Annotated in this window: 15 protein-coding genes; 8 read left to right on the top strand and 7 right to left on the bottom strand. The window is 69.5% G+C overall.

Annotated features, from left to right (window positions below; translation table 11 throughout):
- Positions 1-63: 63 nt before the first annotated feature.
- The 3 genes from AC6CHX_RS17800 to AC6CHX_RS17810 all read left to right on the top strand — a co-directional run bounded on the left by AC6CHX_RS17800 (position 64) and on the right by AC6CHX_RS17810 (position 3,362).
- Positions 64-1,377 (top strand): ABC transporter substrate-binding protein, encoded by a 1,314-nt coding sequence (locus AC6CHX_RS17800; protein WP_498273901.1) that lies wholly within the window; start codon positions 64-66, stop codon positions 1,375-1,377.
- A 90-nt stretch (positions 1,378-1,467) separates the two neighbouring features.
- Positions 1,468-2,445, top strand: coding sequence for a carbohydrate ABC transporter permease (locus AC6CHX_RS17805; RefSeq protein ID WP_498273902.1), 978 nt, complete (start codon positions 1,468-1,470; stop codon positions 2,443-2,445).
- Positions 2,442-3,362 (top strand): carbohydrate ABC transporter permease, encoded by a 921-nt coding sequence (locus AC6CHX_RS17810; RefSeq protein ID WP_376102774.1) that lies wholly within the window; start codon positions 2,442-2,444, stop codon positions 3,360-3,362. Before AC6CHX_RS17805 ends, AC6CHX_RS17810 begins: the two co-directional genes overlap by 4 nt.
- Before the next feature lie 321 nt (positions 3,363-3,683).
- Here the strand turns inward: AC6CHX_RS17810 and AC6CHX_RS17815 are convergent, their stop codons facing one another.
- On the bottom strand, positions 3,684-8,864 hold the full coding sequence (locus tag AC6CHX_RS17815; RefSeq protein WP_498273903.1) for an endo-alpha-N-acetylgalactosaminidase family protein: 5,181 nt from the start codon (positions 8,862-8,864) through the stop codon (positions 3,684-3,686).
- 216 nt (positions 8,865-9,080) lie between these two features.
- A complete protein-coding gene (locus AC6CHX_RS17820) occupies positions 9,081-10,901 on the bottom strand; it encodes a glycoside hydrolase family 35 protein (RefSeq protein WP_498273904.1) in 1,821 nt (606 codons plus the stop codon).
- 94 nt (positions 10,902-10,995) lie between these two features.
- Here AC6CHX_RS17820 and AC6CHX_RS17825 point away from each other — a divergent pair, with 94 nt between their 5' ends.
- Positions 10,996-12,030 carry a LacI family DNA-binding transcriptional regulator gene (locus AC6CHX_RS17825; RefSeq protein ID WP_376102767.1) on the top strand — a complete coding sequence of 345 codons (1,035 nt, stop codon included), beginning with the start codon at positions 10,996-10,998 and terminating at the stop codon, positions 12,028-12,030.
- A gap of 15 nt (positions 12,031-12,045) precedes the next feature.
- Here AC6CHX_RS17825 and AC6CHX_RS17830 read toward each other — a convergent pair whose 3' ends face one another.
- The 3 genes from AC6CHX_RS17830 to purM are packed head-to-tail and all read right to left on the bottom strand — an operon-like array spanning position 12,046 to position 15,950.
- Positions 12,046-13,359, bottom strand: a complete 1,314-nt coding sequence (locus AC6CHX_RS17830; protein ID WP_498273905.1) for an MFS transporter — start codon at positions 13,357-13,359, stop codon at positions 12,046-12,048.
- Positions 13,356-14,828, bottom strand: a complete 1,473-nt coding sequence (gene purF / locus AC6CHX_RS17835; protein ID WP_452327317.1) for an amidophosphoribosyltransferase — start codon at positions 14,826-14,828, stop codon at positions 13,356-13,358. The genes AC6CHX_RS17830 and purF overlap by 4 nt, the downstream gene beginning before the upstream one ends.
- 6 nt (positions 14,829-14,834) lie before the next feature.
- Positions 14,835-15,950, bottom strand: coding sequence for a phosphoribosylformylglycinamidine cyclo-ligase (purM, locus tag AC6CHX_RS17840; RefSeq protein WP_498273906.1), 1,116 nt, complete (start codon positions 15,948-15,950; stop codon positions 14,835-14,837).
- Positions 15,951-16,036: 86 nt separating this feature from the next.
- Here purM and AC6CHX_RS17845 point away from each other — a divergent pair, with 86 nt between their 5' ends.
- Complete coding sequence (locus tag AC6CHX_RS17845; protein ID WP_498273907.1) at positions 16,037-16,642, top strand: zinc-binding alcohol dehydrogenase; 606 nt, start codon at positions 16,037-16,039, stop codon at positions 16,640-16,642.
- Between the two features lie 131 nt (positions 16,643-16,773).
- Here AC6CHX_RS17845 and AC6CHX_RS17850 read toward each other — a convergent pair whose 3' ends face one another.
- Both AC6CHX_RS17850 and AC6CHX_RS17855 read right to left on the bottom strand, forming a co-directional pair.
- Positions 16,774-17,085 carry a potassium transporter Trk gene (locus AC6CHX_RS17850; protein WP_136041115.1) on the bottom strand — a complete coding sequence of 104 codons (312 nt, stop codon included), beginning with the start codon at positions 17,083-17,085 and terminating at the stop codon, positions 16,774-16,776.
- A 153-nt stretch (positions 17,086-17,238) separates the two neighbouring features.
- A complete protein-coding gene (locus tag AC6CHX_RS17855; RefSeq protein WP_498273908.1) occupies positions 17,239-20,643 on the bottom strand; it encodes an HtaA domain-containing protein in 3,405 nt (1,134 codons plus the stop codon).
- 164 nt (positions 20,644-20,807) lie between these two features.
- On the opposite strand from AC6CHX_RS17855, the gene AC6CHX_RS17860 reads away from it, so the two are divergent.
- Genes AC6CHX_RS17860 through AC6CHX_RS17870 form a run of 3 tightly spaced genes read left to right on the top strand, consistent with a single transcriptional unit; the run spans position 20,808 to position 23,754 of the window.
- Positions 20,808-21,914, top strand: coding sequence for a heme/hemin ABC transporter substrate-binding protein (locus tag AC6CHX_RS17860; protein ID WP_498273909.1), 1,107 nt, complete (start codon positions 20,808-20,810; stop codon positions 21,912-21,914).
- Positions 21,911-22,984 carry a FecCD family ABC transporter permease gene (locus AC6CHX_RS17865; RefSeq protein WP_498273910.1) on the top strand — a complete coding sequence of 358 codons (1,074 nt, stop codon included), beginning with the start codon at positions 21,911-21,913 and terminating at the stop codon, positions 22,982-22,984. The genes AC6CHX_RS17860 and AC6CHX_RS17865 overlap by 4 nt, the downstream gene beginning before the upstream one ends.
- Positions 22,975-23,754: a heme ABC transporter ATP-binding protein gene (locus tag AC6CHX_RS17870; RefSeq protein WP_498273911.1), complete on the top strand. Its 780-nt coding sequence runs from the start codon at positions 22,975-22,977 to the stop codon at positions 23,752-23,754. The genes AC6CHX_RS17865 and AC6CHX_RS17870 overlap by 10 nt, the downstream gene beginning before the upstream one ends.

The following is a 23,754-nucleotide window of genomic DNA, read 5'->3' on the forward strand; positions in this document are numbered from 1 at the left end:
GCTTCGGCGTCAGGCCCCCGCCCAGGGCGATCCGCAGAACATGACCTCAAAGAGGAGAACAGCATGGCAATCACCCCTCGCTTCACCCGTACCGCCGCGATCGTCGCGGTCGGCGCGGTGTCGGCCTTCGGCCTCGCAGCCTGCTCGACCGGCGATTCCGGCGATTCCGGCGCCGGCAGCGAACCCGTCACGATCGACTACCTGCACCGTCTGCCCGACGGCGAGGGCATGACCCCCATCGCCGAGATCGTCGACCGCTGGAACGCCGATCACCCCGACATCCAGGTGAAGGCCACCAAGTTCGACGGCAAGTCGAGCGACATGATCCTCAAGCTCGAGACCGACGTGAAGGCCGGCAACGGCCCCTGCCTCGCGCAGACCGGCTACTCGGAGGTGCCGCAGCTGTTCGTCAAGGGACTGCTGCAGGATGTCGCGGACGAGGCCAAGAAGTACGAAGACGACTTCTCCGCCGGCGCGTTCAGCGGCATGAAGGTCGGCGACGCCATCGTCGGCCTCCCGCAGGACACCGGCCCCCTCGTCTACTTCTACAACGAGGCCGAGTTCACGGCACTGGGCCTCGACGCCCCCGAGACGCTCGACGATCTCACGGCCGACTCCGCCGCGGCGGCCGCTGCCGGCAAGTACGTCACCGCCTTCACGCCCGATGAAGCGCAGAACTGGCTCTCCGCCCAGTCGGCAGCCGCCGGCGACACCTGGTTCGGCACCGCCGGCGACGAGTGGAAGGTCGACACCGAGGGCGCAGGGTCCGAGCGCGTGGCCGCGTTCTGGCAGGGCCTCCTCGACGGCAAGCAGACTCTCGCGACCGAGCGCTGGGGCGAAGGCTTCACCGCAGCGCTCAACGACGGCAGCCTCATCGGTCACGTCGGGGCCGCGTGGGAAGCTGGGTTCCTCCTCGACTCCCTCGACGGCACGCCGGCCGAGGGGCAGTGGCGCGTCGCCCAGCTCCCCGACTTCGGTGCGGGCGCCATGAGCGGCCCCGACGGCGGCTCCGGCGTCTCGGTCTTGAAGGGCTGCGAGCACCCCGCCGAGGCCATGGAGTTCAACGACTGGCTCAACACGCAGGTCGACGACCTCGCGTCGCAGGGCCTCGTCGTCGCCGCCAAGGGCGATGTCGAGACCCCCGAGAAGATGCTGCGCCAGTTCGGGGGTCAGGATGTGCTCGCCGAGCTCGGCACGGCCACCGAGAACCTGAACCCGGACTTCCCGTACGCACCGGGCTTCTCGACGCTGTCGAAGATGAACGAGACCGCCGCGGCCGCCGTCGCCGGCACCGCATCGGTCGCCGACATCTTCACCACGGCCCAGGAGACGGCAGTCGCCTCGCTGGATGACCTCGGCCTCCCGGTCGCGAAGTGAGCGCACGAGAAGGCATCATCGGATGATCGACGGCGGAGTGCACGTGCAATCGTGCACTCCGCCGTCGTCTTGAGATCGAGAGGCGACACCATGGTCACAGTGACCGAAACGCGAGGTGCGGCACCGGCGCAGGCACCGCGAACTCCCGCGGACCCCGTCCGCCGACGCCGGTTCGGGACCCGACGCGAAGGCCTCACGGGATGGCTGTTCATGACGCCGTTCGCAGTGCTGTTCGTGGTCGTCTTCCTGGTGCCGATCATCGTGTCGATCCGCTCGTCGTTCTTCGCGCAGGTGCCGGCGGGTGACGGACTCTACGGCGGCGGCGAGCTCGTAGACACGTTCGTCGGCATCGAGAACTTCGTCACTGCGGCGACCAACGGTGCGTTCTGGACCGGGATGGGGCGAGTCGTCCTCTACGCCGCGCTGCAGATCCCGGTGATGATCCTCGTCGCGCTCGGCCTGGCACTCCTGCTGGACTCCTTCATCGTGCGCCGGCCCGCGGCCTTCCGGCTCTCCTTCTTCCTGCCGTTCGCAGTGCCCGGCATCATCGCGGCGATGATGTGGCTGTACCTCTACACACCGGCGGTCTCGCCCTTCCTCCCCTATCTCCCGGAGGGCACCGACCTCATGGCGCCGGGCACGATCCTGTTCTCGATGGCCAACATGACCACGTGGACGTACACCGGCTACAACATGCTCATCTTCCTGTCGGCCCTGCAGGCGGTGCCGCGCGACCTGTACGAGGCGGCCCGCCTCGACGGAGCGTCCGGATTCCAGATCTCGATGCGCATCAAGGTGCCCCTGGTGCGGGGAGCAGCACTCCTCGCGGTGCTGTTGTCGATCATCGGCACGATCCAGCTGTTCAACGAGCCGGTGGTGCTGCAGGCCGCGAACTCGTGGATGGGCAAGGACTTCACCCCGATGATGCTCACCTACAACACGATGATGGGCGAGATCTCGCCGTCGGGCAGCGGCCCGGCATCCGCCTACTCCCTGCTCATGGCTCTGATCGCGGGCGTGCTCGCGATCGTGTACGCGCTGCTGCAGCGCCGGAAGGGCGACGCATGACCACCACACGCCTCATCACCACCGAGGCATCCCCGCGCCGACGCCCCCGTCGCGCGCCCGATGTGGATGCTCCGCCGCCCTCGATCGCACCCACCCCGGTCGCCCGGGCGTTCGGCATCATCGCGCTGGTCATCGCGACGCTGTACTTCCTGGTGCCGGTCTACTGGCTCATCGTCGCGTCGACCAAGAACAACGCCGACCTCACGTCGACGTTCGGCTTCTGGTTCGCCGAGTGGAACCTCGACACCAACTACGACAGTCTGATGGGCTGGACCCAGGGGCTGTTCTGGCGCTGGGTCGGCAACTCCCTGCTGTACTCCGTGAGCGCGGGGGTCATCGGCACTCTGTTCGCGGTGATGGCCGGCTACGCGATCGCGAAGTTCGCATTCCCCGGCAAGCGCATCGCCGTGGGCGTGATCATGGCGGGGCTCCTGCTCCCCGTGGCGCTGCTGACCGTCCCGCTGTACATCGAGTTCCACGCGCTCGGGCTGACCAACACGATCTGGGCGATCATCATCCCCTCGGCGGTGTCGCCGTTCGGGGTGTTCCTCGGCATGGTCTACGCGCAGTCATCCGTTCCGACCGAGCTGCTCGAGGCCGCCCGCATCGACGGCGCCGGCGAGGGTCGCATCTTCTTCACGATCGTGCTGCGGCTGCTGGGACCCGCGATGGTGACCATCTTCCTGTTCATCTTCGTCGCCACCTGGAACAACTTCCTGCTGCCGCTCATGATGATCTCGAGCCAGGATCTGAAGCCGGTGACTCTCGGCCTCTACGGCATGGTCAGCTACTTCGCGCCCGACAAGGGAGCCGTCATGCTCGGCGCCCTGCTCGGCGTGATCCCCCTCATCCTGCTGTTCTTCTCCCTGCAGAAGTACTGGCGCTCCGGCCTCGCCGCGGGTGCCGTGAAGGGCTGATCCTCCCCCGCCGTCGCCCCATCCCGTCCGCCCTCAGCACCCTGCTGAGGGCGGACTTCTGCGTGAGCGTGCGCGCATGGTTCGTGAGCGGCATGTTTCGCGAGTGGCATGGTTCGCGAGTGCACGGGTTGGTCGCGAGTGCACGGGTTGGTCGCGAGTGCACGGGTTGCTCACGTCGCTACGCCGCGCATTCGGCAGCAAGCCGTGCACCCGGGGAGAAACGAGCGGGGTTAGGGCGGGCACGAGGGGCGAGAGGCGGGAGAGGGCGGACAGCACGACGGCCCGGAGGAGACTCCTCCGGGCCGTCGTGCGTCAGCGGGATCAGCTCAGGCGGCGTCTCCGCAGCCAGAGGACCAGGCCGAGGGCGACCGCGGCCAGACCGACCGCAGCTGCCCCGGCCCAGAGGGCTCCGTCGGCACCGGTCGTGGCGAGGTCGCCGCCGCCTTCCGCGCCGGCTGTGACCGCGAGGTCCGCTCGCGCCAGTTCCGCACCCTGCGCATCCGTCGCGACGAGAGCGTGCGCCCCCGCGGGGGTCGCCGCCGGGATCGTGACGGTCGCCACGGCATCCCCCTGGACCGACACGGTCACCTCGCCGATGCGCACCGGCTCGGAGTGCAGCCAGAGCTGTATCAGCGCGTCGGGGTCGAAGCCGCTCAGCTGCACGGCCACGCTCGCTCCGGCCGCGACCGAGCTGATGGATGCCGTGATGCGCGCATCCTTCCCGGGCTTGGCCTTCTTGACCTTCAGCGCCGCACTCGCGAGCTCGACGCCCGCCGAGTCCTGCACGATCACCCGGTGCTTCCCGACGGAGGCATCGGCCGGGATCAGCAGTCGCGTCGTCAAGGCGCCCTTCGCATCGACCGCGGCATCCGTCAGCTTCTCGTCGTCGAGCCAGACCGAGACCGTCGACCGCGGCGCGAAGCCCGTGAGCTCCATGCCGACCGTCTCGCCGGCCCGCACCGAGTCGGCGTCGAGTCCGAGCTTCGGATCCGTCACCGGGTTGCACTCGCTCAGGTCGTCCGTCGGACGCGCCTCGGGGGCGTGACCTTCCTGCGGAGCAGAAGAGCCGTACACGGCCATCTCGGCGACTGCAGCGAACTGCGTGCCCGAGATCGACGAGGTGGCTGTCACCCGGATGTAGCGGGCCGTGGTCTCCGCGAAGTCCACGTCCTGCCACTCGGCGACGTTCTTCCACTCGCCCGTCGCGACGGGGGTGTACGCCTGACCGTCGGTCGACACCGCGACCTCGTAGCCCTTGATCGGACCGTTCTGGTTGGCCCCACGGCGCAGGTACGAGATTCCGTCGACCTGCTCCGCGTCACCGAGATCGAACGTCAGCACGTGCGGGTAGGACGTCGCGGCCGAACTCCACCGGCTGTGCCAGAACGACCCGGCGTCGCCGTCGAGCATGTTCGCGGCCGCACCGTCTTCACCCGAGGTCTCCTCGGAGTTCGCCGACGCGGTGATCTGCGCGTTGGGGATGCGGGCCCGCGAGGGCACCGACACCTCCTGGGTCGTGCTGACCGTGCGCACATCGCAGTCCGCGAGGTACGTCGCCGCGATCCCGATGCCGACCGTCGTACCGGCAGCCTCCGCCGGCGCGGTGACCAGCCAGGTGGTCTTCACACTGTCGCCGGCCGCGACCTCGTCGAACAGGTTCGAGGAGTCGTCGGCGACCTCGACCACGTAGCCCTCCGGCACCTCGAGCTGCACGCCGATGTTCTCGACCGCGATGGGCTCACTGTTGGTGAAGGTCGTGGTGAACGCGGTCTGGGCACCTGGGCTCAGGACGCCCGCTTCGCCGGACACAGTGGCACAGGGAGTGCCGCCGGTCGTGGGGCCGAGATCGGTGACCGTGAAGTCGTCGAGCACGAAGTCCACATCCGGCCCGCCGACGCGCTCGAGACCCACCCAGGTGTAGTCGCCGCATCCGACGATCACGTCCTGCGAGAACTTCGCCGTCTCCAGCGCCTGCGTGATCCCGGTGCGGCTGAGCGTGGTCGAGGTGACCTTGCCACCGGCCACGGCATCCGTCCCGGTGAGCCAGCGGTACGCCCCGCTCGCGCCGACCTGGTAGTCGAAGCCGATGCGGTAGGAGTGCCCCGCCTGCAGCGGCACGAGGGTCGGGTCGGTGCGGTAGACGACGCCGTTGTTCTCGGAGTGCGACATGAGCGAGTGGTCGCCGTTGAGCGTGGAGTCCACCGCCAGCCCGGCGAGGGGACCCGCATCGAAGGGCTTGGCGGTGTTGCGCCAGTCGCTGCTCGCGTACGGGTCGTGACGGCGCGAGATGCTGGTGCGCGGATCGTCGATGCCGTTGGCGTCACCCTTCACGAACGGGCCCCAGCCCGCCTCGTTGCCTTCGAAGTCGTTCGAGTACACCGTGCCGGCCGCGAACGGCGACGTGGTGTCGGCCGAGACGCGGGCGTTGTCGATGCGGACCTTCGCGTCACCCGCGACAGCACCGACCGAGACCGTGACCTCACCGGATGCCGGAGCCAGGAACGACGTCGAACCGCGCTGGTAGTACTGACCTGCCTTGGAATCCGCGCGCATGTAGTTGTAGGTCGGCGAGAGGTTCCACGTGCGGGTCACCGCACCGGAACCCGTGTCGACCGAGACGCTCACGTCGCGGGTCTCGGTCGGGTCGATCTGCACCTGCGCCGAGAACGCGTACCGCTGGCCGGGGGTGAGCCCGGTCACGGTCTGCGAGATCGACGATGCGGATGCTCCGAGCACGGCGATGTTGTCGCCGCGGGACTCGTTCTTCGCGCTGCCGAGGTCGGTGCGCTCGATCGTCACATCGCCCTTCGGGTGCCAGACATCGAGCGAACCGGAGTTGAACCCCGGGTCGTCGAGGCCGGCATCGTGATACTCGACGGCAGCGCGCTGCGCGCCTCCCTGCGGCACCACGACGTAGGCCGTGCCCTTGTCGCCGCTGAGAGTGAGCTCGCCACCCGTCGCGTCGACGGTGCCGACCTTGACACGCCCCTGGTCACCGAGCTCGAAGACGTCGAAGGCGGTGTTCCCGCGGAAGGCCTCGGTGAGACCGAACGTCTTCTCGCCGCCCGATGCGGAGTAGAAGTACATCTTGTCGGCGTCGACCGGCGAGCCGGCATCCTCGTTCGACTCCAGCGACTGCCACGGCAGCAGGTACGAGTCGCCGCGCAGCACCGTCGCCCCCTCCATCGTGACGACCCTGGTGCTTCCGTCCATGCGCACGGCCACGTCGTCGGTCAGCGTCGCCTCGGCTCCCGCCTCGTAGGTGAGCAGGTCGAAGTGCTGCAGGAACTTGGTCGGCAGGCTCTGCTTCCAGATGTTGTCGACGAAGCCGTCCCAGTTGCGGTTGCCGACCCAGCCCTCGGCGTCGATCAGCCGCTGCTGGCCGAGCAGGGCGTCGTCGTTCCAGACGTCGGCCTGTCCGTTCTGGATGAAGCGCACCATGGTGGAGTTGATGCCCTTGTTGTCCTTGCCGCCGTAGGCGAGGTCGTTCGGCCAGTGCGACCAGACCGTGCTGTCGACGAACTTGTCGCCCCACTCGGTCGCGACCTCGAGGTCCATGCCGTTCAGCTCGTCCGCGAGCTCTTCGGCGACCCAGCCGTTGGAGTAGTACACGTCGATGTAGACGCCGCTGAGGCCGGGCACCTCGTCCCGCAGCTGCTGGAAGCGGTCGAGCACGCGCCCGGTGCCCAGGTCGGTCTGCTGGTTGATGTAGTACGACTGGTCGAGCCAGTTCCAGCCCGGCTTGTAGGGGGCCGTGCCGTCGAGGATCGCCGAGTCGAAGGCGTTCGCCTGCGGATAGATCTCGGTGGCGTTCACGTGCACGCTCATGTCGGCGTTGAGCTTCGCGCCCTCGTCGACGAGGGTGTTCAGGTCGGCGAGCCCACCGGCGCGCTCGTTGTAGTTCCCGCCGTAGTCGGTGTTGGCCGAGTCGTGGCCCTCGCTGCCGTAGCCCTTGTTGAGCACCCACTGGCCGAGGCCGTCGGTCTGGTTCGCGATGCGCTTCGTGTTGTCGAGCACCAGGTCGAAGTAGTTGGTCGCGCTGGAGGCGAAGTTGAACGGGATACGGCTGACGACGCGCTCGGCGACGCGATCGGCTCCGAGCCGCGGGGTGTCGACCTCGCGGTAGCGGATCGCGGCGTCCTGCCAGTCCACGGCGGAGTCGTCGTTGCGGTCAGCGGTGAAGAGCACCGTCACCCGCGGCAGCGCGAACGTCTTCACACGATCGTCGACCGCGGTGGTCGGATGGATCAGCCAGGCGTTGGAGCCGATCTCGGCCGTGCGCCCTGCCGCCTCGGTCACGCGGGTGGTGAGGCGGGTGTTCCAGGAGGCGGTTCCCCCGGATGCCTGCGTGGTCGCATTGGTGATGACGCTGCCGACGAGCGCGCCGTTTCCGAGGAACGCGAAGGCCGCGCCCTTCTGGCCGATGGTCGTCGACCCGTTCACGGCGATGTGCTCGTCGGCGTTCTTCGTGCTGTCGGGACTGATCACGGTGCGGTCGAGGACCGATCCGGCATCCGCCGCGCTCGCAGAGAGGAACGCGTTGTCGGGCAGACCAAGGGTGTTCACGGCGGCCGATCCCTCGACGCCGGTGACCTCGAACTCGACCGTCCCCTCGTCGGTGACGCGGATCGTGCTGCTGATCGTGACGTCGATCCCGTCGAGCACCGAGACGTAGTCGACGCCGTCGGCCGTCGCGGTCGCCGTGGTCCCGGCGGCATAGGCGGTGCCGTTCACCGCCCACTTCTCGGATGACGTGCGCTGTCCGCCGAACGTCGCGCTGCCGACGCGGTAGCCGGTGATCTGCGGGAAGGCCTTCGCCACGGTCGCGGTCGTCCCGCCCCGGGTGATCTCGATCGTCTCGCCCGCCGAGGGGTTCTCGGGTTCGGTGACGATCGGCGGAAGCTCCTCGTCCGAGAGGATCTCGATCTCGCCCGCACCCCCACCGGTCGTTCCCTGTGCGTGGATCACGAGCAGGGCCACGTAGCGGCCGTCCTTCGCGGCGTCGAGCGCGATGCGCTGCTTCTCGTCGTTCGCGGTCGGGGCGTGCAGGGTCGCCGTGGCGGAGGCCGATCCCCAGCCGCCGTCCGCCGGGGAGGTGAGCGCGACGGCGGCGTCGTCGGTCACGTAGACCTCGACCGTCTTCGCCGCGACGCTCTGCCCGCGCTTCACCGAGTAGTCGAGCGCCTTCACCGAGAGCGACCGCTGCAGGTCGACGGAGATCCAGTGCGGGAACGGCGCGTTCACGGAGTACCGCGAGGTCCACTGCGTGCCGAAGTCACCGTCGAACGCCCCGAGCGCCGTGCCGTCGAGCGACGGCGGTGCCGGATACGGATCGGATTCGCTCGACACCGCATGCAGGCGATAGTCGGACTTGGGCACGGGGATGAGGTCGGCGGCCTGCGCGGAGGGCGCCTGGGCGAACACACCGCCGAACGCGAGCGCGGTCGCCAGCAGCGAGCTGACGGCGACGGCGGTGCGTGGCGGTCGGGAAGGTTTCGACACGTCTTGCCTCTCGAGCGGAGCGACACTCGGGAGAACAGACGCCCCGATGCGTCGCGGATGGATGCCATCGATTCGCATCGATGTTTGCGCTATCACTCTACGGGCGCAGATCCCGTCGAATCAAGCATCCGGTAGTAGCAAGCGCAAACATTAGCCGAAAGTCACTCACGCACACCCGTCGCCCCGCACCCGCTCACCCCAGTACGAGCGCGAGGCTCAGGAGCCGATGAACTCCTCGGTCTCACCGAAGGACGGCTGCTCGCGGATCTCGATCGTCGCACCGAGGCCGTCGGTGTCGAGCACCACGATCTCGTTGCGTCCGACGCGCCACAGGGGCGCAGGCGCATAGAGCGTCTCCTGCGGACCCACCTTCCAGTACCGGCCGAGGAGGAATCCGTTCAACCAGACCATCCCCTTCGATCCGCCAGGGAAGGCCAGCCACGCGTCGAGGGGCTCGGCGATGTCGAAGGAGGCGATGGCCACACCCTCGGACGCACCGTCATCCGTCCACGCGGCGGGGTCCGGGGCGTCCTGCGGGACGAGGCGATGCGTCCATCCGTTCACCAGGCGACGGCCGATCATCACGCCGCGCATGATGCCCTTGCCCTCGCCCGTATACGGGCCGTAGTTGATGCGGCCGAGGCTCTCGACGACGATCACGAGTCGGCCGGCCCCGCCGGCATCGGGCAGAGCGAGAGACGTCTCACCGTCGCGCTCCAGCACCCCGAGCGGACGACGGTCGAGGAACACCACCGCACGGTCGTGCAGTCCGTCGATCGTGAGCGTCGCGTCGGCGGGGTACGACACCTCGGCCTCGTAGGCGACCAGGCCGTCTTCGGCACCCAACTGTTCGAACGTGAGTGGGCGCGGAGTGACGTCGCCGGTCACGGGCAGGCTCGCCACGAGGTCGAGCACGGACCCCCGTGGATGCAGCGCGGCCGACGACGCGGCCTGCCTCCGCGGGGCTGCGGGAACGGGCGGGAGCTCGCGCGCATGGAACGGCGCGAACATCGCCCGGAGCGCGTGAAACTTCTCGTTGAGAGTGCCGTCCTCGCCGATCGGCGCATCCGAGTCGTAGCTGGTCACGGTCGGCTGCAGCACCCGGTCGTGGTTCGCGCCGTTCCAGAGACCGAAGTTCGTGCCGCCGTGCGCCATGTAGAGGCTGACGGATCCGCCGGCGGCGAGCAGCTCCTCGATCGTGCCCCCGGTGCTGGCGGCGGAGCGCACGTGGTGCCGCTCGCCCCAGTGGTCGAACCATCCGCCCCACAGCTCGCTGCACATGAGCGCATCGCCCTCGCGTCGCAGCTCCACGGCCCTCGCGACGCCGGTGCCGAAGGTGAAGGTGGCCATTGCCCCCGGCACACTGCCGTGCTCGATCATGTCGCCGGTGATGCCATCGGCCGTCGTGAGCATCTCGATCATCCCCCGACGGCGCAGCCCGTCGCGCAGGTGGGCGAGGTAGCCCGCATCGCTGCCGAAGGAGCCGTACTCGTTCTCGACCTGGATGGCCACGATCGGTCCGCCCTGCGAGGCCTGGAGCGGGACGAGCCGCGGGATGAGCTCGTCGTACCAGGCGTCGACCGCTGCAAGGAACTCGGGGTCGCTGGTGCGCAGCGCGGCGACGCGCCCCGACACCCAGAACGGGATCCCGCCGTTGGACCACTCCGCGCAGACGTAAGGGCTGGGCCGCAGGAACACGTCCAGACCCACCTCGCCCGCGAGCCGGACGAAGCGTTCGATGTCGCGCCAGCCGTCGAAGCGGATGTCGCCCTCGACACGCTCGTGGAAGTTCCAGGCGACATAGGTGTCGACCGTGTTCGCGCCCATCGCCGCGAGACGGCGGAGCCGGTCTTCCCACTGGTCCGGATGCACGCGGAAGTAGTGGATCGAACCGGCGAGGATGCGGTGCGAGATGCCCTCACGGAGGATCTCCCCGTCCCGCCAGGTCAGGGTGGGCGCGTCGATCCGCGGCGCGGCTTCCGGGGCGTCGACAGCAGCGGAAGAGCCGTCGAGAGCCGAGGCGAGAAGGTCAGGCATAGCGCTCCAAGCACGAGTGTTTGCGTTCACATTATCGCATCACCACGGCCACCGCCTCCTGATATTCCGGCGATTGATCGCTACCATTGGTCACATGTCACCACGCCGCCCGAAAGACGACCGCGCGCCCAGCCAGGTCGATGTCGCCCGACTGGCCGGCGTCTCGACGCAGACCGTCTCGCGCGTCATGTCCGGGCAGGACACCGTGCGCCCCGACACCGCGCGGCGAGTGATGGCCGCGGTCGAAGAGCTCGGGTATCGCGTGCACGCCGCCGCCGCCTCCCTCGCCTCGGGCCGCACGCGCGTGCTGGGCGTGATCGTGGTCTCGACCGACCGCTACTCGTCCGCAGCCCTCGGCGTCGGTATCCAGCAGGCGGCCGCGGCGAACGGGTACACGGTGACCACGGCAGCGGTCGCCGATCATGCTTCCGCCGAATCGTTCCTCGAGGCCTTCGATCGGCTCGAGCGTCAAGGCGCCGAAGGCATCATCCTCGGCGTGCCGGTCGAACTCGACAGCCCCGCGATGCGGGCCCGCACCGAGCGCACCCCGGCCACCCGCAGCGAGCGCACCTCCCTCGACGAGGATGCGCCGCTCGCCGTGGACCAGCGCGCGATCGCCCGTCTCGCCGTGGAGCACCTCCTCGACCTCGGCCACTCGACCGTCTGGCACGTGTCGGGCGACGACTACTGGACCGAGACGCAGCAGCGCAGCGAAGCGTGGGAGCAGACGCTGCGCGACCACGGCATCGCGCCGCCGCCCGTCATCCCCGCCGACTGGACCCCCGAGTCCGGCTACCGCGCCGGCCGCACGATCGCGGCCATCCCCGAGGTCACCGCGGTGTTCGTGAGCAGCGACGAGATGGCGTTCGGCCTGATCCGCGCGCTGCATGAGGCCGGCCGCAGCGTGCCCGACGACGTCTCGGTGGTGAGCGTCGACGACATCGCCCTCGCCGCCTACGCGTCTCCGGCGCTCACGACCGTCCGCCAGCCCTTCGAGGCGATGGGGCGGGCGGCCGCTCTCCGGGTCATCGCCCAGATCGAGGGGCACGAGGCGGTCGGCGAGGTGCCGTCCACCGACCCGCAGCTCATCGTGCGCTCGTCCACCGCTCCGCCCCGCTCGGCACGCTGACCCCGGAGATCACCCTCACCAGTGTCCGTGCCGGCGCTCCCACTCGTCTTCGACCGTGCGGCGACGCCCTGCGACGATGCCCGCGGGGATCGCGACGATCAGCACCCCCGCGATCACGAGCAGCGGGATCTGCCAGCCATGGCTCGTCTCGTGGAGCAGACCGACCAGCAGCGGGAAGGTCGCCGCGATCGCATAGCCGATGCTCTGCACGAAACCGCTCAGTGCGACCGCGCTCTCCGACGTGCGGGCGCGGATGCTCAGCAGCACGAGGCTCAGCGGGAACATGATGGCAGTGAGCCCGAAGATGCTCACCCACAGCGGCAGCGCGACGGTCGGGAACAGCAGAAGCCCGGCGAGCCCGACCAGACCACCGATGACGGCGACGAAGAACAGCGGGCGCGTGGCCTGGAAGCGGACGACGAGCACCGGCACGAGCAGCGAGCAGGGCAGGCCGATCAGCGCGAACAGCGAGAGCAGGAAGCCCGCCGTCGCCGGGGTCACCCCGCCGATGTCGACCAGCATCGTCGGCATCCAGGCGAACGAGACGTAGGCCATGGTCGACGAGGTGCCGAAGACGACGGCGAGCGCCCACGCGAGAGGCAGCCGCCACAGGCGGGCGAAGTGCCCCCGTTTCGCCGGAGCGGTGGAGATCGGTCCGGTCGCGGCGGCCACGGCATCCTGCACGTCGTTCACGCCGTCGGTGGGGTCGGGAACCAGGAGCTCCATCTTCATCGGGGTGTCCGCGCGCGAGCCGTCCTTCACCAGCAGAGCCACCCACGGCACGAGCGCGATCCCGGCGACGATGCCCCACATGCCGAGCGACACCCGCCAGCCGAGCGAGTCAGCCACCGGCACCGCCACCAGCGGGGGCAGGAACGTCGACACCGCCAACGTGGTCGAGTAGATCGTCATCACGATCCCGAGCCGATCCGGGAAGTACTTCTTCACCAGCGGAGGCAGCAGCACATTGCCGGAGCCGACCCCCGCGAACACCACGACGGTCGCCGCGAGCAGGGTCGTCGAGTCCACCGCGAACCCCCGCAGCAGCATGCCCAGTGCCATCAGGGCGATCACGGCGACCGCCATCCGCTCCAGCCCGAACCGACGCTCGAACAGCGGAGTGAGCAGGCCGAAGATCGCGAAGCACACCGGCGGCGCAGCGCCGATCAGCCCGACGATGACCGGCGAGACGGGGAAGTCCGCGGCGACATGGTCGATGACCGGCGACAGGGAGGCGACCGCGGAGCGCAGCGAGAACGCCACCAGGACGATCCCCACGAGTGCGAGAGCCCGACCCTGCCACAGCGGTCGTGCGCTCGGCATCGTCATGAGGTCTGTGACCCCTCCACCCAGGCGAGGTACTCATCCGAGACCGTGCCGGTCACATACCGGCCGTCGAAGCAACTCATGTCGAGATCGGTGAGGACCGACCCCTCGATGATCGCGGCCTTGAGGTCTTCGACCTCCTGGTACACGAGGTGATCGCAGCCGAGCTCGGCGGCGATCTCGGGGATCGTGCGCCCGTGGGCGATGAGCTCGTGGCGCGACGGCATGTTGATGCCGTAGACATGCGGATGCCGCACGGGAGGCGCCGCAGAGGCGAAGGTCACCGAGGCGGCGCCGGCGTCCCGCGCCATCTGGATGATCTCCTTCGAGGTCGTCCCGCGCACGATCGAGTCGTCGATCAGCAGCACGTTCTTGCCCTGGAACTCGGTCGACATGGCGTTGAGCTTCTGGCGCACGCTCTTCTTGCGCACCGCCTGCCCCGGCATGATGAAGGTACGGCCGACGTAGCGGTTCTTGTAGAAGCCCTCGCGGTACTCGATGCCGAGCTTGCGGGCGACCTCCATGGCCGCGGGGCGCGAGGAGTCGGGGATCGGCATGACGACGTCGATCTTGTCCATCGGCACGTGCTTGGCGATGGTGTCGGCGAGGCGGTCGCCCATGCGCAGGCGCGACTCGTAGACGGAGATGCCGTTCATGACCGAGTCGGGACGGGCGAGGTAGACGTACTCGAACGCGCAGGGCGCGAGCGTCGCGGCCGTGGCGCACTGCTTGGAGAACAGCTCGCCGTCGTTGGTGATGAAGACGGCCTCGCCGGGCTCGACCTCACGGACCACCTCGTAGTCGCCGTTCTCGAGCACGAGCGACTCGCTGGCGACGACCCACTCGTCCTTGCCCTCCGCGCCGGGGACGGTCGACGGACGACGGCCCAGGATCAGCGGACGGATGCCGAAGGGATCGCGGAACGCGAGCAGACCGTAGCCGGCGATCACGGCGATCACGGCATAGGCACCTTCGATGCGCTCATGCGTGCGGGCAACGGCCTCGAACACCCGCTCAGGGTCGAGGTCGACGGTCGAGGTCGTGTTCTGCAGCTCACCGGCGAGCACGTTGAGCAGCAGCTCGGTGTCGCTCGACGAGTTGAGGTGACGGCGGTCGCGCTGGGCCATGTCGGCCGTGAGCTCACGCGTGTTGGTGAGGTTGCCGTTGTGGATGAGGATGATGCCGTACGGCGCGTTCACGTAGAACGGCTGCATCTCCTCTTCGTTCGAGGCCGTGCCCTTGGTCGCGTAGCGCACGTGACCGAGGCCGACGTTGCCGAGCAGCGCGCGCATGTCCCGGGTACGGAACGCCTCGCGGACCATGCCCTGCGCCTTGGCGTTGTGCATCACGCCGTTCGCCTCGGCGGTGGCGATGCCCGTCGCATCCTGGCCGCGGTGCTGCAGCAGCAGGAGTGCGTCGTAGATGTCCTGATTGACCGGGGCAGAGCCCACCATTCCGACGATGCCGCACATGGGCTCTTACTTCGCTCCGTCCGCGTAGGCGCCGACCAGGCGCACTGCTCCACCGTCGACGCCCTTGGCGCCCTGTTCGAATTCGCCGGCCGGACGCGCGCCGAAGCCCACGGTCCCGACCTGCCACGAGGGCATGCCCTCGGCGTTCAGCGCCGCGATCGCGGCATCCTTCTTGTCTGCGGCCACCACGGCGAGGAAGCCGATGCCGAGGTTCCAGGTGCCCTCCGCGGACTCCAGCGTGGAGCCGGCGATGTCGCTGAGCACCCGGAAGACGGGGCTCGGCGACCAGGTGCTGCGGTCGACCTCGGCCCAGCTGCCCTCCGGGAGCACGCGCGCGAGGTTCGCCGCGATGCCACCGCCGGTGACGTGGCTGAGGGCGTGAACCCCGCCGCCGAGCTGCTCGATGAGACGCAGCAGCGGAAGCGTGTAGAGGCGGGTCGGCTCGAGGAGTGCCTCGCCCCAGGTGGTGCCGAAGTCGGCGGCGTTGTCGCCGTAGCCGATGCCGGCGCGGGTCACGATGTGGCGGACGAGCGAGTAGCCGTTGGAGTGCAGTCCGCTGGAGGCCACCGCGATCACGGCATCGCCGTCGTGCACGCGATCCGCGCCGAGGATGGCATCCGCCTCGACCACTCCGGTGGCCGCGCCCGCGACGTCGTAGTCGCGCGGGCCGAGGAGTCCGGGGTGCTCCGCGGTCTCGCCGCCGACCAGCGCGGTGCCCGTGGCCGAGCACGCCTCGGCGATGCCGCGGACGATGTCGGCGATGCGCTCGGGAACGACCTTGCCGCACGCGATGTAGTCGGTCATGAAGAGGGGCTTCGCTCCCACGACGACGATGTCGTCGACGACCATGCCGACCAGGTCCTGGCCGATCGTGTCGTGCTTGTCGATCGCTTGCGCGATCGCGACCTTGGTGCCGACGCCGTCGGTGCTGGTCGCGAGCAGCGGGCGACGGAAGTCTCGCAGCGCACTGGCATCGAACAGGCCGGCGAATCCGCCGACACCGCCGAGCACTTCGGGGCCGTGCGTCGCGCGCACGGAAGACTTCATCAGCTCGACGGCGAGATCACCTGCAGCGGTGTCGACGCCGGCTTCGGAATAGGGATTGGTGGGGGAGGCAGCCACCCCTCCAGCCTACCGCCCGCAGCCGGTCCGACTCTCCGCGAAGTCGCACCTCGGATCCGGACCCCCTCGCCGCCTACGATGGGGCCATGGCCGACAAGCCGCAGTGGCTCATCCGCGAAGACGCGAGCGTTCCGGTGCTCGTCGCGCTCGCGCTGCGTCAGCGACTCGGGATCCGCGCACCGGAGGACCTTCCCGCCCTTCGCGACCTCGCCGTGCGCGCGCCGGACGCCACGGATGCCTCCCCCGCGGTCGAGGAGCAGTGGCGGAACTACTGGGACATGACGGTCGAGCCGCGCGCACACCCCTCAGATGTGCCGCTCGAACTCATCGACGGGTTCGAGACCCTGGTGGCTCTGCCCGCCACGGGTGCGGAAGAGCTCGCCGCCGCGATAGCCCCGCAGGCGACATCCGCTCTCCTCTACGCGCACGCCGCGCACGATCGGTACGTGAGCTCGATGAAGAGCCACACCGGAGGCGACGCCTACCGCGCCTATGCCAGCGCGATCGCGGAGTTCGAGCGCGAGGTCGGGCGTCGCGCGCACTCGTTCGAGCTGAACGTGCAGGTGCTGCCGTTCTCGCAGCGCGGCATCTGGTGGATCGGAGACCTCACGGTCGCCGTGACCGACGGGCTGCGCCGCGATGTCGTGGCGTTCGACACCGCCATCCGCCCGGTGATCGCCGAGCTGGCGTAGTCCTCCGCGCCGGGGCGCCGATGGGGCGCCGAGTGCACGGGTTGCTCACGAGTGCACGAGAAACACGCGCGCGAAAGCCGTGCGCTCGGCAACAAGCCGTGCACTCGGCACGAGAGCAGGTGCGGAGGGGATCAGTCCTCGACGACGGTTTCGCGGTCGACCTGCACGACGCGGTCGTGACGGCGGGCGATGCGCTCCATGACGAGTCCCGCGACGCCGCCCAGGGCGATGCCGATCGGGACGGTCCACAGCAACAGGAACCCGAAGACCTGGCCCGGCGGGTAGACGATGTCGAGAGCCTGCGACTCGTCGAAGCTGCCGGTCCAGGTGAGGATGCCTGCGGCGATGATGCCGAGCACCACGCCGATGCCCATGAGCACGCCGTACCGCGGCACACGGCGCACGGTCGCTTCGACGGTCTGGTGGGTATCGGTGGGGGCCATACCTCCATTGTCCCACCGTCCGCCGATGCCCGGAACCCGGGTCAGCGTCCGACAGACGAGCACTTGTCGGGAGAAAGTACGGATGCAGGAGCCATCAGGCTCATCGCTCCCTGCATCCGTACTTTCTCCCGACATCCGTACCGGGTTCTCGACTCAGACCTCGGTCGTCGTCTCCGCGGTCTCGGACTTGCGGTTGCGGCGCGCGATCAGCACACCGCCGGTCGCGGCGAGGGCCACGACCACCAGGCCGCCGACGATCCACGGCCACACCGGGACGCCGTCTTCGTCTGCCGGCTCGGTCACCGCGGTGACGGCGGTGGTGGCTTCGGAGTCGACCTCGGCCTCCTCCTCCACCGCGACGCCGCACTCCGCGTCGACCGGGATGACCGCGGTCACCGGGTCGAGCGCCTCGCCCGCGGCATAGGTGCCGAACGCGGCAGCCCCCGCCTCGGTGAGTGTCGTCGGGATCGCGTCGAGCGAGAGCTTCCCGTCGACGACCGCGGCATCACCGAGGGCGAACTCCGCGAGGCGGACCGCCTTCTGGTCGACGCTCGCGCCGTCCTGCGTGGTGCCGCTCACGTCGAAGACGAGGTAGCCCTTGTCGCCGGCGAGCTCGAGCCGGGCGTTCGCCAGCGTCGTGTTCAGCGCGCCGTCGTGGCCGGTGAACGTGATGCTGCCGCCGTAGGTGATGACTCCGGCGAGGGTCTCGTCATCGAACGAGCCGGTGCCGCTCTCCCAGACGTAGTCCGGGTAGCGGTACTCGACATCGGTCAGCGTCCAGCCGCCCTTCGCGATGCCCTCGATGTAGGTGCGGAACGACTCCTTGTACCCCCACTGGAGCGTGGCGCCCTCGACCGTGCACGCGCCGATCACGGTCTTCGCGCGGGTGAGCGTGAACGACAGACCGCGGTCGACCGAGCCCTGCAGGGTGAGCGTGTGCGCGCCGTCTTCGAGGCTGGCGGGCAGCGTGCCCGACCAGGTCGCGACGCCCGCAGCATCCGCGGTCACGGTGTCGAGGAGCACGGGGGTCGAGTACACGACCACCTTGATGCCCTCTTCGTTCGGCTGGAAACCGGATGCGGTGATGGTGGCCGGCTGCCCGGATTCGAGCGCGGCGAGGTTCTCCGCGTCGACGTCGATGCCGTCCGATGCCGGCGGGGCCGCGGGCAGGGTCGTCTTCGCCTTCACGGCGGCCGCAGCCACGGTGCCCGTGTTCCCCGCGGGCGCCGCCGCGACGGAGCCGATCGTGAAGGTGACCGGGTTGAGGTCGGTCGAGTACCCCGACAGCACCCGATCGCGACCGGCCGCCGTCAGCGACGCCGGCGCGGCGGTGTAGGTGACGGCACCGTTCGCCGAGATGCGCGCCGCCCGCGAGAGGTCGAGCGTCGCGAACGGCACCTGCGCACCTCCGCTGGTCACGGAAAGTGTCGCCGCTCCCGCCGAGGTGATGCGGATCTGCGGGTTCGACACGGTGACGTCGAGCACCCCGTGGTGGCCCGTGAAGCGCACCGATCCGCGGTAGACGACGCTGCCGAGTCCGGTCTCCACGTCGAAGTCGCCCCCGACGGTCTGACCGAACTGGAACTGGCTGCCCGAACGCGTCGCACCGTCGGAGACCGAGATGGCCCCCTGGGCGATGCCACCGGTGACGTAGCGGGCGAAGTCCGAGGAGATCGCCCAACGGAGCGATCCGCCGGGAACGCTCGCCGGCGGAGTCGTCGGCGTCGTCGGCGGCTTCGGTTCCGTGGGCTTTTCGCCGAGCAGCGCGCGCCACTGAGCATCCGTGATCGTCACGTCGCCGCGGGCGTAGATCGTGTCGGCGGCAGGCATGGAGTGCTGCTTCCACACGATCACCTCGTACGACTTCGTGCGGTCGAGGTTCTTCGCCGCCGTCGTGAGATCGACCGCGAACGAGCCGAACATGATGTTCTGCACGTACTGCATGGCGAGGAAGCCGCCCGAGGCCGTGACGTCCGCCTCCGTACCCTTCTCGATCAGTGCGACATACGCGCCGGGGATCGCGCCGAGCTTCGAGGCCGCGGCGGTGACGGTCAGCCCGTCCTTCGCGGTCGCCGTCTTCACGGTCGCGCCGAGAGCGGGGCCCTCCGGGAAGATCGCGTTCCACTGCTCGTCGCTGACCGGCACGGTCGCACGGACGTAGATGGTGTCGGCGTTCGGCATCGTGTGCTGCTTCCAGACGATGACCTCGTAGGCCTTCGTGCGGTCGAGTTGGTCGGCGGCAGCGGTGAGGTCGACGCTGAACGCGCCGCCGGTGATACCCCGCACGTATTGCATCGCCAGGAATCCGCCGCCGGCCGTCACATCCGCCTCGGTGCCCTTCTCGATCACCGCGACATACGCGCCGGCAATGTCGCCGAGCTTCGAGGCCGCCGCCGTGACCGTCAGGCCGTCCTTCGCGGTCGCCGACTTCACCGAGGTCTCAAGGCCCGCGGCGTTGCCGTAGTTCAGTGCCACGCTCTGCTCCTGCGCGGCGTTGGTGACTCCGCCGGCGCCGTAGGTGTACACGCCATAGGCGCCGGGGGTCGCCGCCGTGTCCTTCAGCGTCAGGGTCGCCCGGAAAGTGCCGTCGGCTGCGATGTCGACCCACTGCGCGCGGATCGCACCCTGGTACTGCGACGGCACCTGGTTCAGCACACCTTCGGAGAGCGCCCAGACCTGCGCGCCCACCGAACGGGTCGACGACGCCGCACCTGTCGAGGGCTGCCACGTCGAGGCGAAGTTGCCGAACACCACATACGTACCCTGCGGAAGATCCTTCGGGATCGGAACCCCGCGGCCTCCGACATTCGCCGCCGGGTCGTAGCCCGAGCCCTTCACGACGACCGTGTCGCCCGCCTTGAGGGCCTTGCCCGTCGCGGGGGTCGTGCCGTCGGCGAGGAAGACCTCGATCGCCGGGGAGAACGGCGTCTCGCCCGGGTCGGTGCCGGGGTCCGTGCCGGGGTCGGTTCCCGGGTCGGTGCCCGGGTCGGTGCCGGGGTCGGTTCCAGGGTCCGTGCCCGGATCCGTTCCGGGGCCCGTGCCCGGATCGGTGCCCGGGTCGGTTCCGGGGTCCGTGCCCGGGTCGGTGGGCACGGGGCCGAACACGGCGTCCCACTGCCCCGCGGAGATCGCGACGTCGCCACGGCCGTAGATCGTCGTCTCGTTCGGGTTCGAGTGCTTCTGCCACACGAGCACTTCGTAGGACATGGTCCGATCGAGCGATCCGGCGGGCGCATCGAGCGTGAACGTGCTCGCCCCCGCCGCGACCGTGGGCATCACGAACGCCGCGTATCCGCCACTGCCGCTGAGGCCGGCCTCGGTGCCCTTCACGATGAGGGCCGCATAGGCGCCTTCGACCTCCGGCAGGCCGCTCACCTGCACCTGCACGCTCACGCCGGAGGTGGTCGCAGAGGCGACCGTCGCTGTGACCGTGGCGCTGGCAGCATGCGCGGGCGGGACGATCACCGCACCGGCGACGACGAGGAGGAAGGAGACGAAAGCGGCGAGCAGCACGCGTATGCGGGCGCTCCCTGAGGATGCTGTGGCTGTGGCGTTCACGGTTCTCCACGGCTCCGGGCACGCAGAAGAGCACGCGCGCCGGCGGTGCCGCAATGCAGTCGGGCGAAGGGTCGGATGTTGGTTAGGCTTGGCTAAGCAAGCCGCCGTTCCTGAGCGTAGAGGTGCGAACCAGCGCGCGTCAAGTTTTAGGATAGCCTTGCCTAATGCGTCGCGTCTTTGCCGTCTTCTTCGTCGCCGCTCTCGCCATGGGTCTCACCGCGTGCGCCGAGCCCGGAGCGACCGCCGCACCACCCGCCGCCGCAGAAGACACCTGCCCGCAGGCATCCACTCCCCTCGCCTCGCTCGACGTGATCGACGACGTGCGCGGGCATGAGGGCCCCTCCACCGCGTGCCTCTCCAGCCGCGCGATCGAGGCCGTCGACGACGACACCGCGCCGTCGCTGCCCGTCACGGTGACCGACAGCGAAGGTCGCGAGATCGAGATCACCGACGTCGACCGCATCCTCCCGATCGATATCTCGGGCACGATCGCGTCCACCGTCTTCGCCCTCGGGCTCGGCGACCAGGTGGTCGGGCGCGACGCGTCCACCGTCTTCGCCGGCACGGAAGACCTCCCGGTCGTCACGAAGACCGGTCACACGCTGAACGCCGAGGCGATCCTCGATCTCGCGCCGACCGTCGTCCTCACCGACACCACGATCGGTCCGAAGGAGGTTCGTCAGCAGCTGCGCGACGCGGGCATCGCGGTCGTGGTGATCTCCAGCGACCGGCGGCTGGACACCACCGATGAGCTGGTCACCGAGATCGCGACGGCCCTGGGGGTGCTGAGCCGGGGCGAGGCGCTCATCGCGCGGCTCGACGCCTCGGTCGATGAGACGCTCGCCGAGATCGCCGAGGTCGTGCCGGCGGATGAAGCCGATCGCGCGCGGATGCTCTTCCTCTACGTGCGCGGCAGCGCGAACGTCTATTACATCTTCGGCGAGGACTCCGGCGCCGACTCCCTCATCGACGCGGTCGGCGGGGTCGACGTCGCCGCCGAGATCGGCTGGGAAGGGATGAAGCCCATGACCGCCGAGGCCCTCGTCGCCGCGCAGCCCGATGTGCTCGTGATGATGACCGACGGACTCGAATCCGTCGGCGGCATCGACGGGCTCATCGAACGGATCCCCGCCGTCGCCGAGACGCCCGCCGGAGCGAACCGTCGCGTGATCGACATGGCCGACAGCGAGATCCTCAGCTTCGGCCCGCGCACCGCGGATGTGATCGGCGCCCTGGCCCGCGCCCTGTACGCCCCCGAGCCCGCGAAGTGACCGGCGAGGTCGTCACTCCGACGCCGACCAGGCACCGGGGGCTGCGCTTCGCCCTGGTGACGGCCGGCCTGGTCGTCGCGCTCGCGATCACCAGCGTCGTCTCGATCACGAGCGGGCAGTACGACCTGTCCCCCACCTCTCTGGTGGGCGTGCTGCTGCGCGGCATCGGTATCGACACCGCCTGGGCGCCCTCGGCATCCACCGACTACGGCGTGATCTTCAACCTGCGGATGCCGCGCATCGTGCTCGGGCTCCTCGTCGGCGCCGCACTCGCCGTCTCGGGCGTGCTCATGCAGGCGATCTTCGGCAACCCGCTCGCGGATGCCGGTGTCGTCGGTGTCTCCTCGGGCGCAGCACTCGGTGCGGCCGCGAGCATCACGTTCGGCCTGGCCACCTTCGGCATGTGGACCACGCCGGCATTCGCGTTCGCCGGCGGGCTGATCGCGGTGTTCTCGGTGTACTTCATCAGTCGCTCCGGGGGCCGCACCGAGGTCGTGACCCTGCTTCTCACCGGCATCGCGATCAACGCCATCGCCGGCGCGGGAATGGCGTTCTTCACCTTCCTCGGCACCACGTCGACGCGTGAGCAGATCGTGTTCTGGCAGCTGGGTTCGCTGAACGGCGCCCTGTGGTCGAACATCCAACTGGTCGCACCGCTGGTCCTGATCGGCGTGGTCGTCGCCCTGATCGTCGCTCCGAGCCTCGATCTCTTCGCCCTCGGCGAGCGCACCGCCCGGCACCTCGGCGTCAACGTCGAGCTGCTGCGGATCGTGGTCATCGTGACCGTGGCCCTGCTCGTGTGCGCGGCGGTCGCGTTCGCCGGGATCATCGGCTTCGCCGGGCTCGTCGTGCCGCACCTGATGCGCATGTTGATCGGCCCGGCGCACCTGCCGCTGGTGATCGCCTCGGCCCTCGGCGGTGCGCTGCTGATCGCCGTCGCCGATCTCGTCGCACGCACGGCCGTGCCGCTCGCCGACCTGCCGATCGGCATGATCACCTCGCTCGTGGGCGGGCCGTTCTTCCTCTGGCTGCTCGTGCGCACGCGCCGTCGCTCGGGAGGATGGGCGTGACCGTGCGGCTCCGCGGCGCGGGGCTCACGGTGCGCGTCGGCGAGGGTCGCACGATCCTCGACGATGCTTCCATCGAGATCCACGACGGGGAGATCCACGCCCTGGTCGGACCGAACGGCGCCGGCAAATCCACCCTGTTCGGGGTGCTCGCCGGCGATGTCGGCGCGCAGGCGGGCACGGTCGAGATCGACGGTCAGCCGATCGCGAAGGTGAAGCCGCGCCTGCTCGCCCGGGAGCGCGCCGTGCTGCTGCAGGAGAACACCGTCACGTTCCCGTTCAGCGCCGAGCAGGTCGTGCGCATGGGGCGAACGCCGTGGGCGCGCACCCCGGCGGCCGAAGAGGACGACGAGCGGGTGTCGTCCGCGATGGCACAGACCGAGGTGACCGCCCTCAAGACCCGCGCGGTGCCCTCGCTCTCCGGCGGCGAGCGCGCCCGCGTCGCCCTCGCCCGGGTAATCGCCCAGAGCACCGGCATCCTGCTGCTCGACGAGCCGACCGCCGCTCTCGACCTCAAGCATCACGAAGACGTCATGCGGCTGATCCGCGGCCGCGCGGATGCCGGCATCGCGGTGGCCATCGTGCTGCACGACCTCAACGCCGCGCTCGCGCATGCCGACCGGGTCACGCTGCTCTCCGACGGGCGGGTCGCGGCGACGGGCCCGGCGGCCGAGGTGCTCACGGCCGAACGGATCGAGCAGGTCTACGGACAGGCGGTCGACGTGTTCCCGCATCCCGCGACGGGAGTTCCGCTGGTGGTCGCGCGGCGCTGA

Source organism: Microbacterium sp. GQ128 (genome assembly GCF_059758615.1).

What these genes read in the sequence shown, in the direction of transcription:
- AC6CHX_RS17845 (WP_498273907.1), top strand. Translation starts at nt 16,037, where the DNA reads ATGGCCGACAAGCCGCAGTGGCTCATCCGCGAAGACGCGAGCGTTCCG.
- purF (WP_452327317.1), bottom strand. Translation starts at nt 14,828, where the DNA reads ATGTGCGGCATCGTCGGAATGGTGGGCTCTGCCCCGGTCAATCAGGAC.
- AC6CHX_RS17800 (WP_498273901.1), top strand. Translation starts at nt 64, where the DNA reads ATGGCAATCACCCCTCGCTTCACCCGTACCGCCGCGATCGTCGCGGTC.
- AC6CHX_RS17850 (WP_136041115.1), bottom strand. Translation starts at nt 17,085, where the DNA reads ATGGCCCCCACCGATACCCACCAGACCGTCGAAGCGACCGTGCGCCGT.
- AC6CHX_RS17870 (WP_498273911.1), top strand. Translation starts at nt 22,975, where the DNA reads ATGGGCGTGACCGTGCGGCTCCGCGGCGCGGGGCTCACGGTGCGCGTC.
- AC6CHX_RS17805 (WP_498273902.1), top strand. Translation starts at nt 1,468, where the DNA reads ATGGTCACAGTGACCGAAACGCGAGGTGCGGCACCGGCGCAGGCACCG.
- AC6CHX_RS17825 (WP_376102767.1), top strand. Translation starts at nt 10,996, where the DNA reads ATGTCACCACGCCGCCCGAAAGACGACCGCGCGCCCAGCCAGGTCGAT.
- AC6CHX_RS17860 (WP_498273909.1), top strand. Translation starts at nt 20,808, where the DNA reads ATGCGTCGCGTCTTTGCCGTCTTCTTCGTCGCCGCTCTCGCCATGGGT.
- AC6CHX_RS17810 (WP_376102774.1), top strand. Translation starts at nt 2,442, where the DNA reads ATGACCACCACACGCCTCATCACCACCGAGGCATCCCCGCGCCGACGC.
- AC6CHX_RS17830 (WP_498273905.1), bottom strand. Translation starts at nt 13,359, where the DNA reads ATGACGATGCCGAGCGCACGACCGCTGTGGCAGGGTCGGGCTCTCGCA.
- AC6CHX_RS17820 (WP_498273904.1), bottom strand. Translation starts at nt 10,901, where the DNA reads ATGCCTGACCTTCTCGCCTCGGCTCTCGACGGCTCTTCCGCTGCTGTC.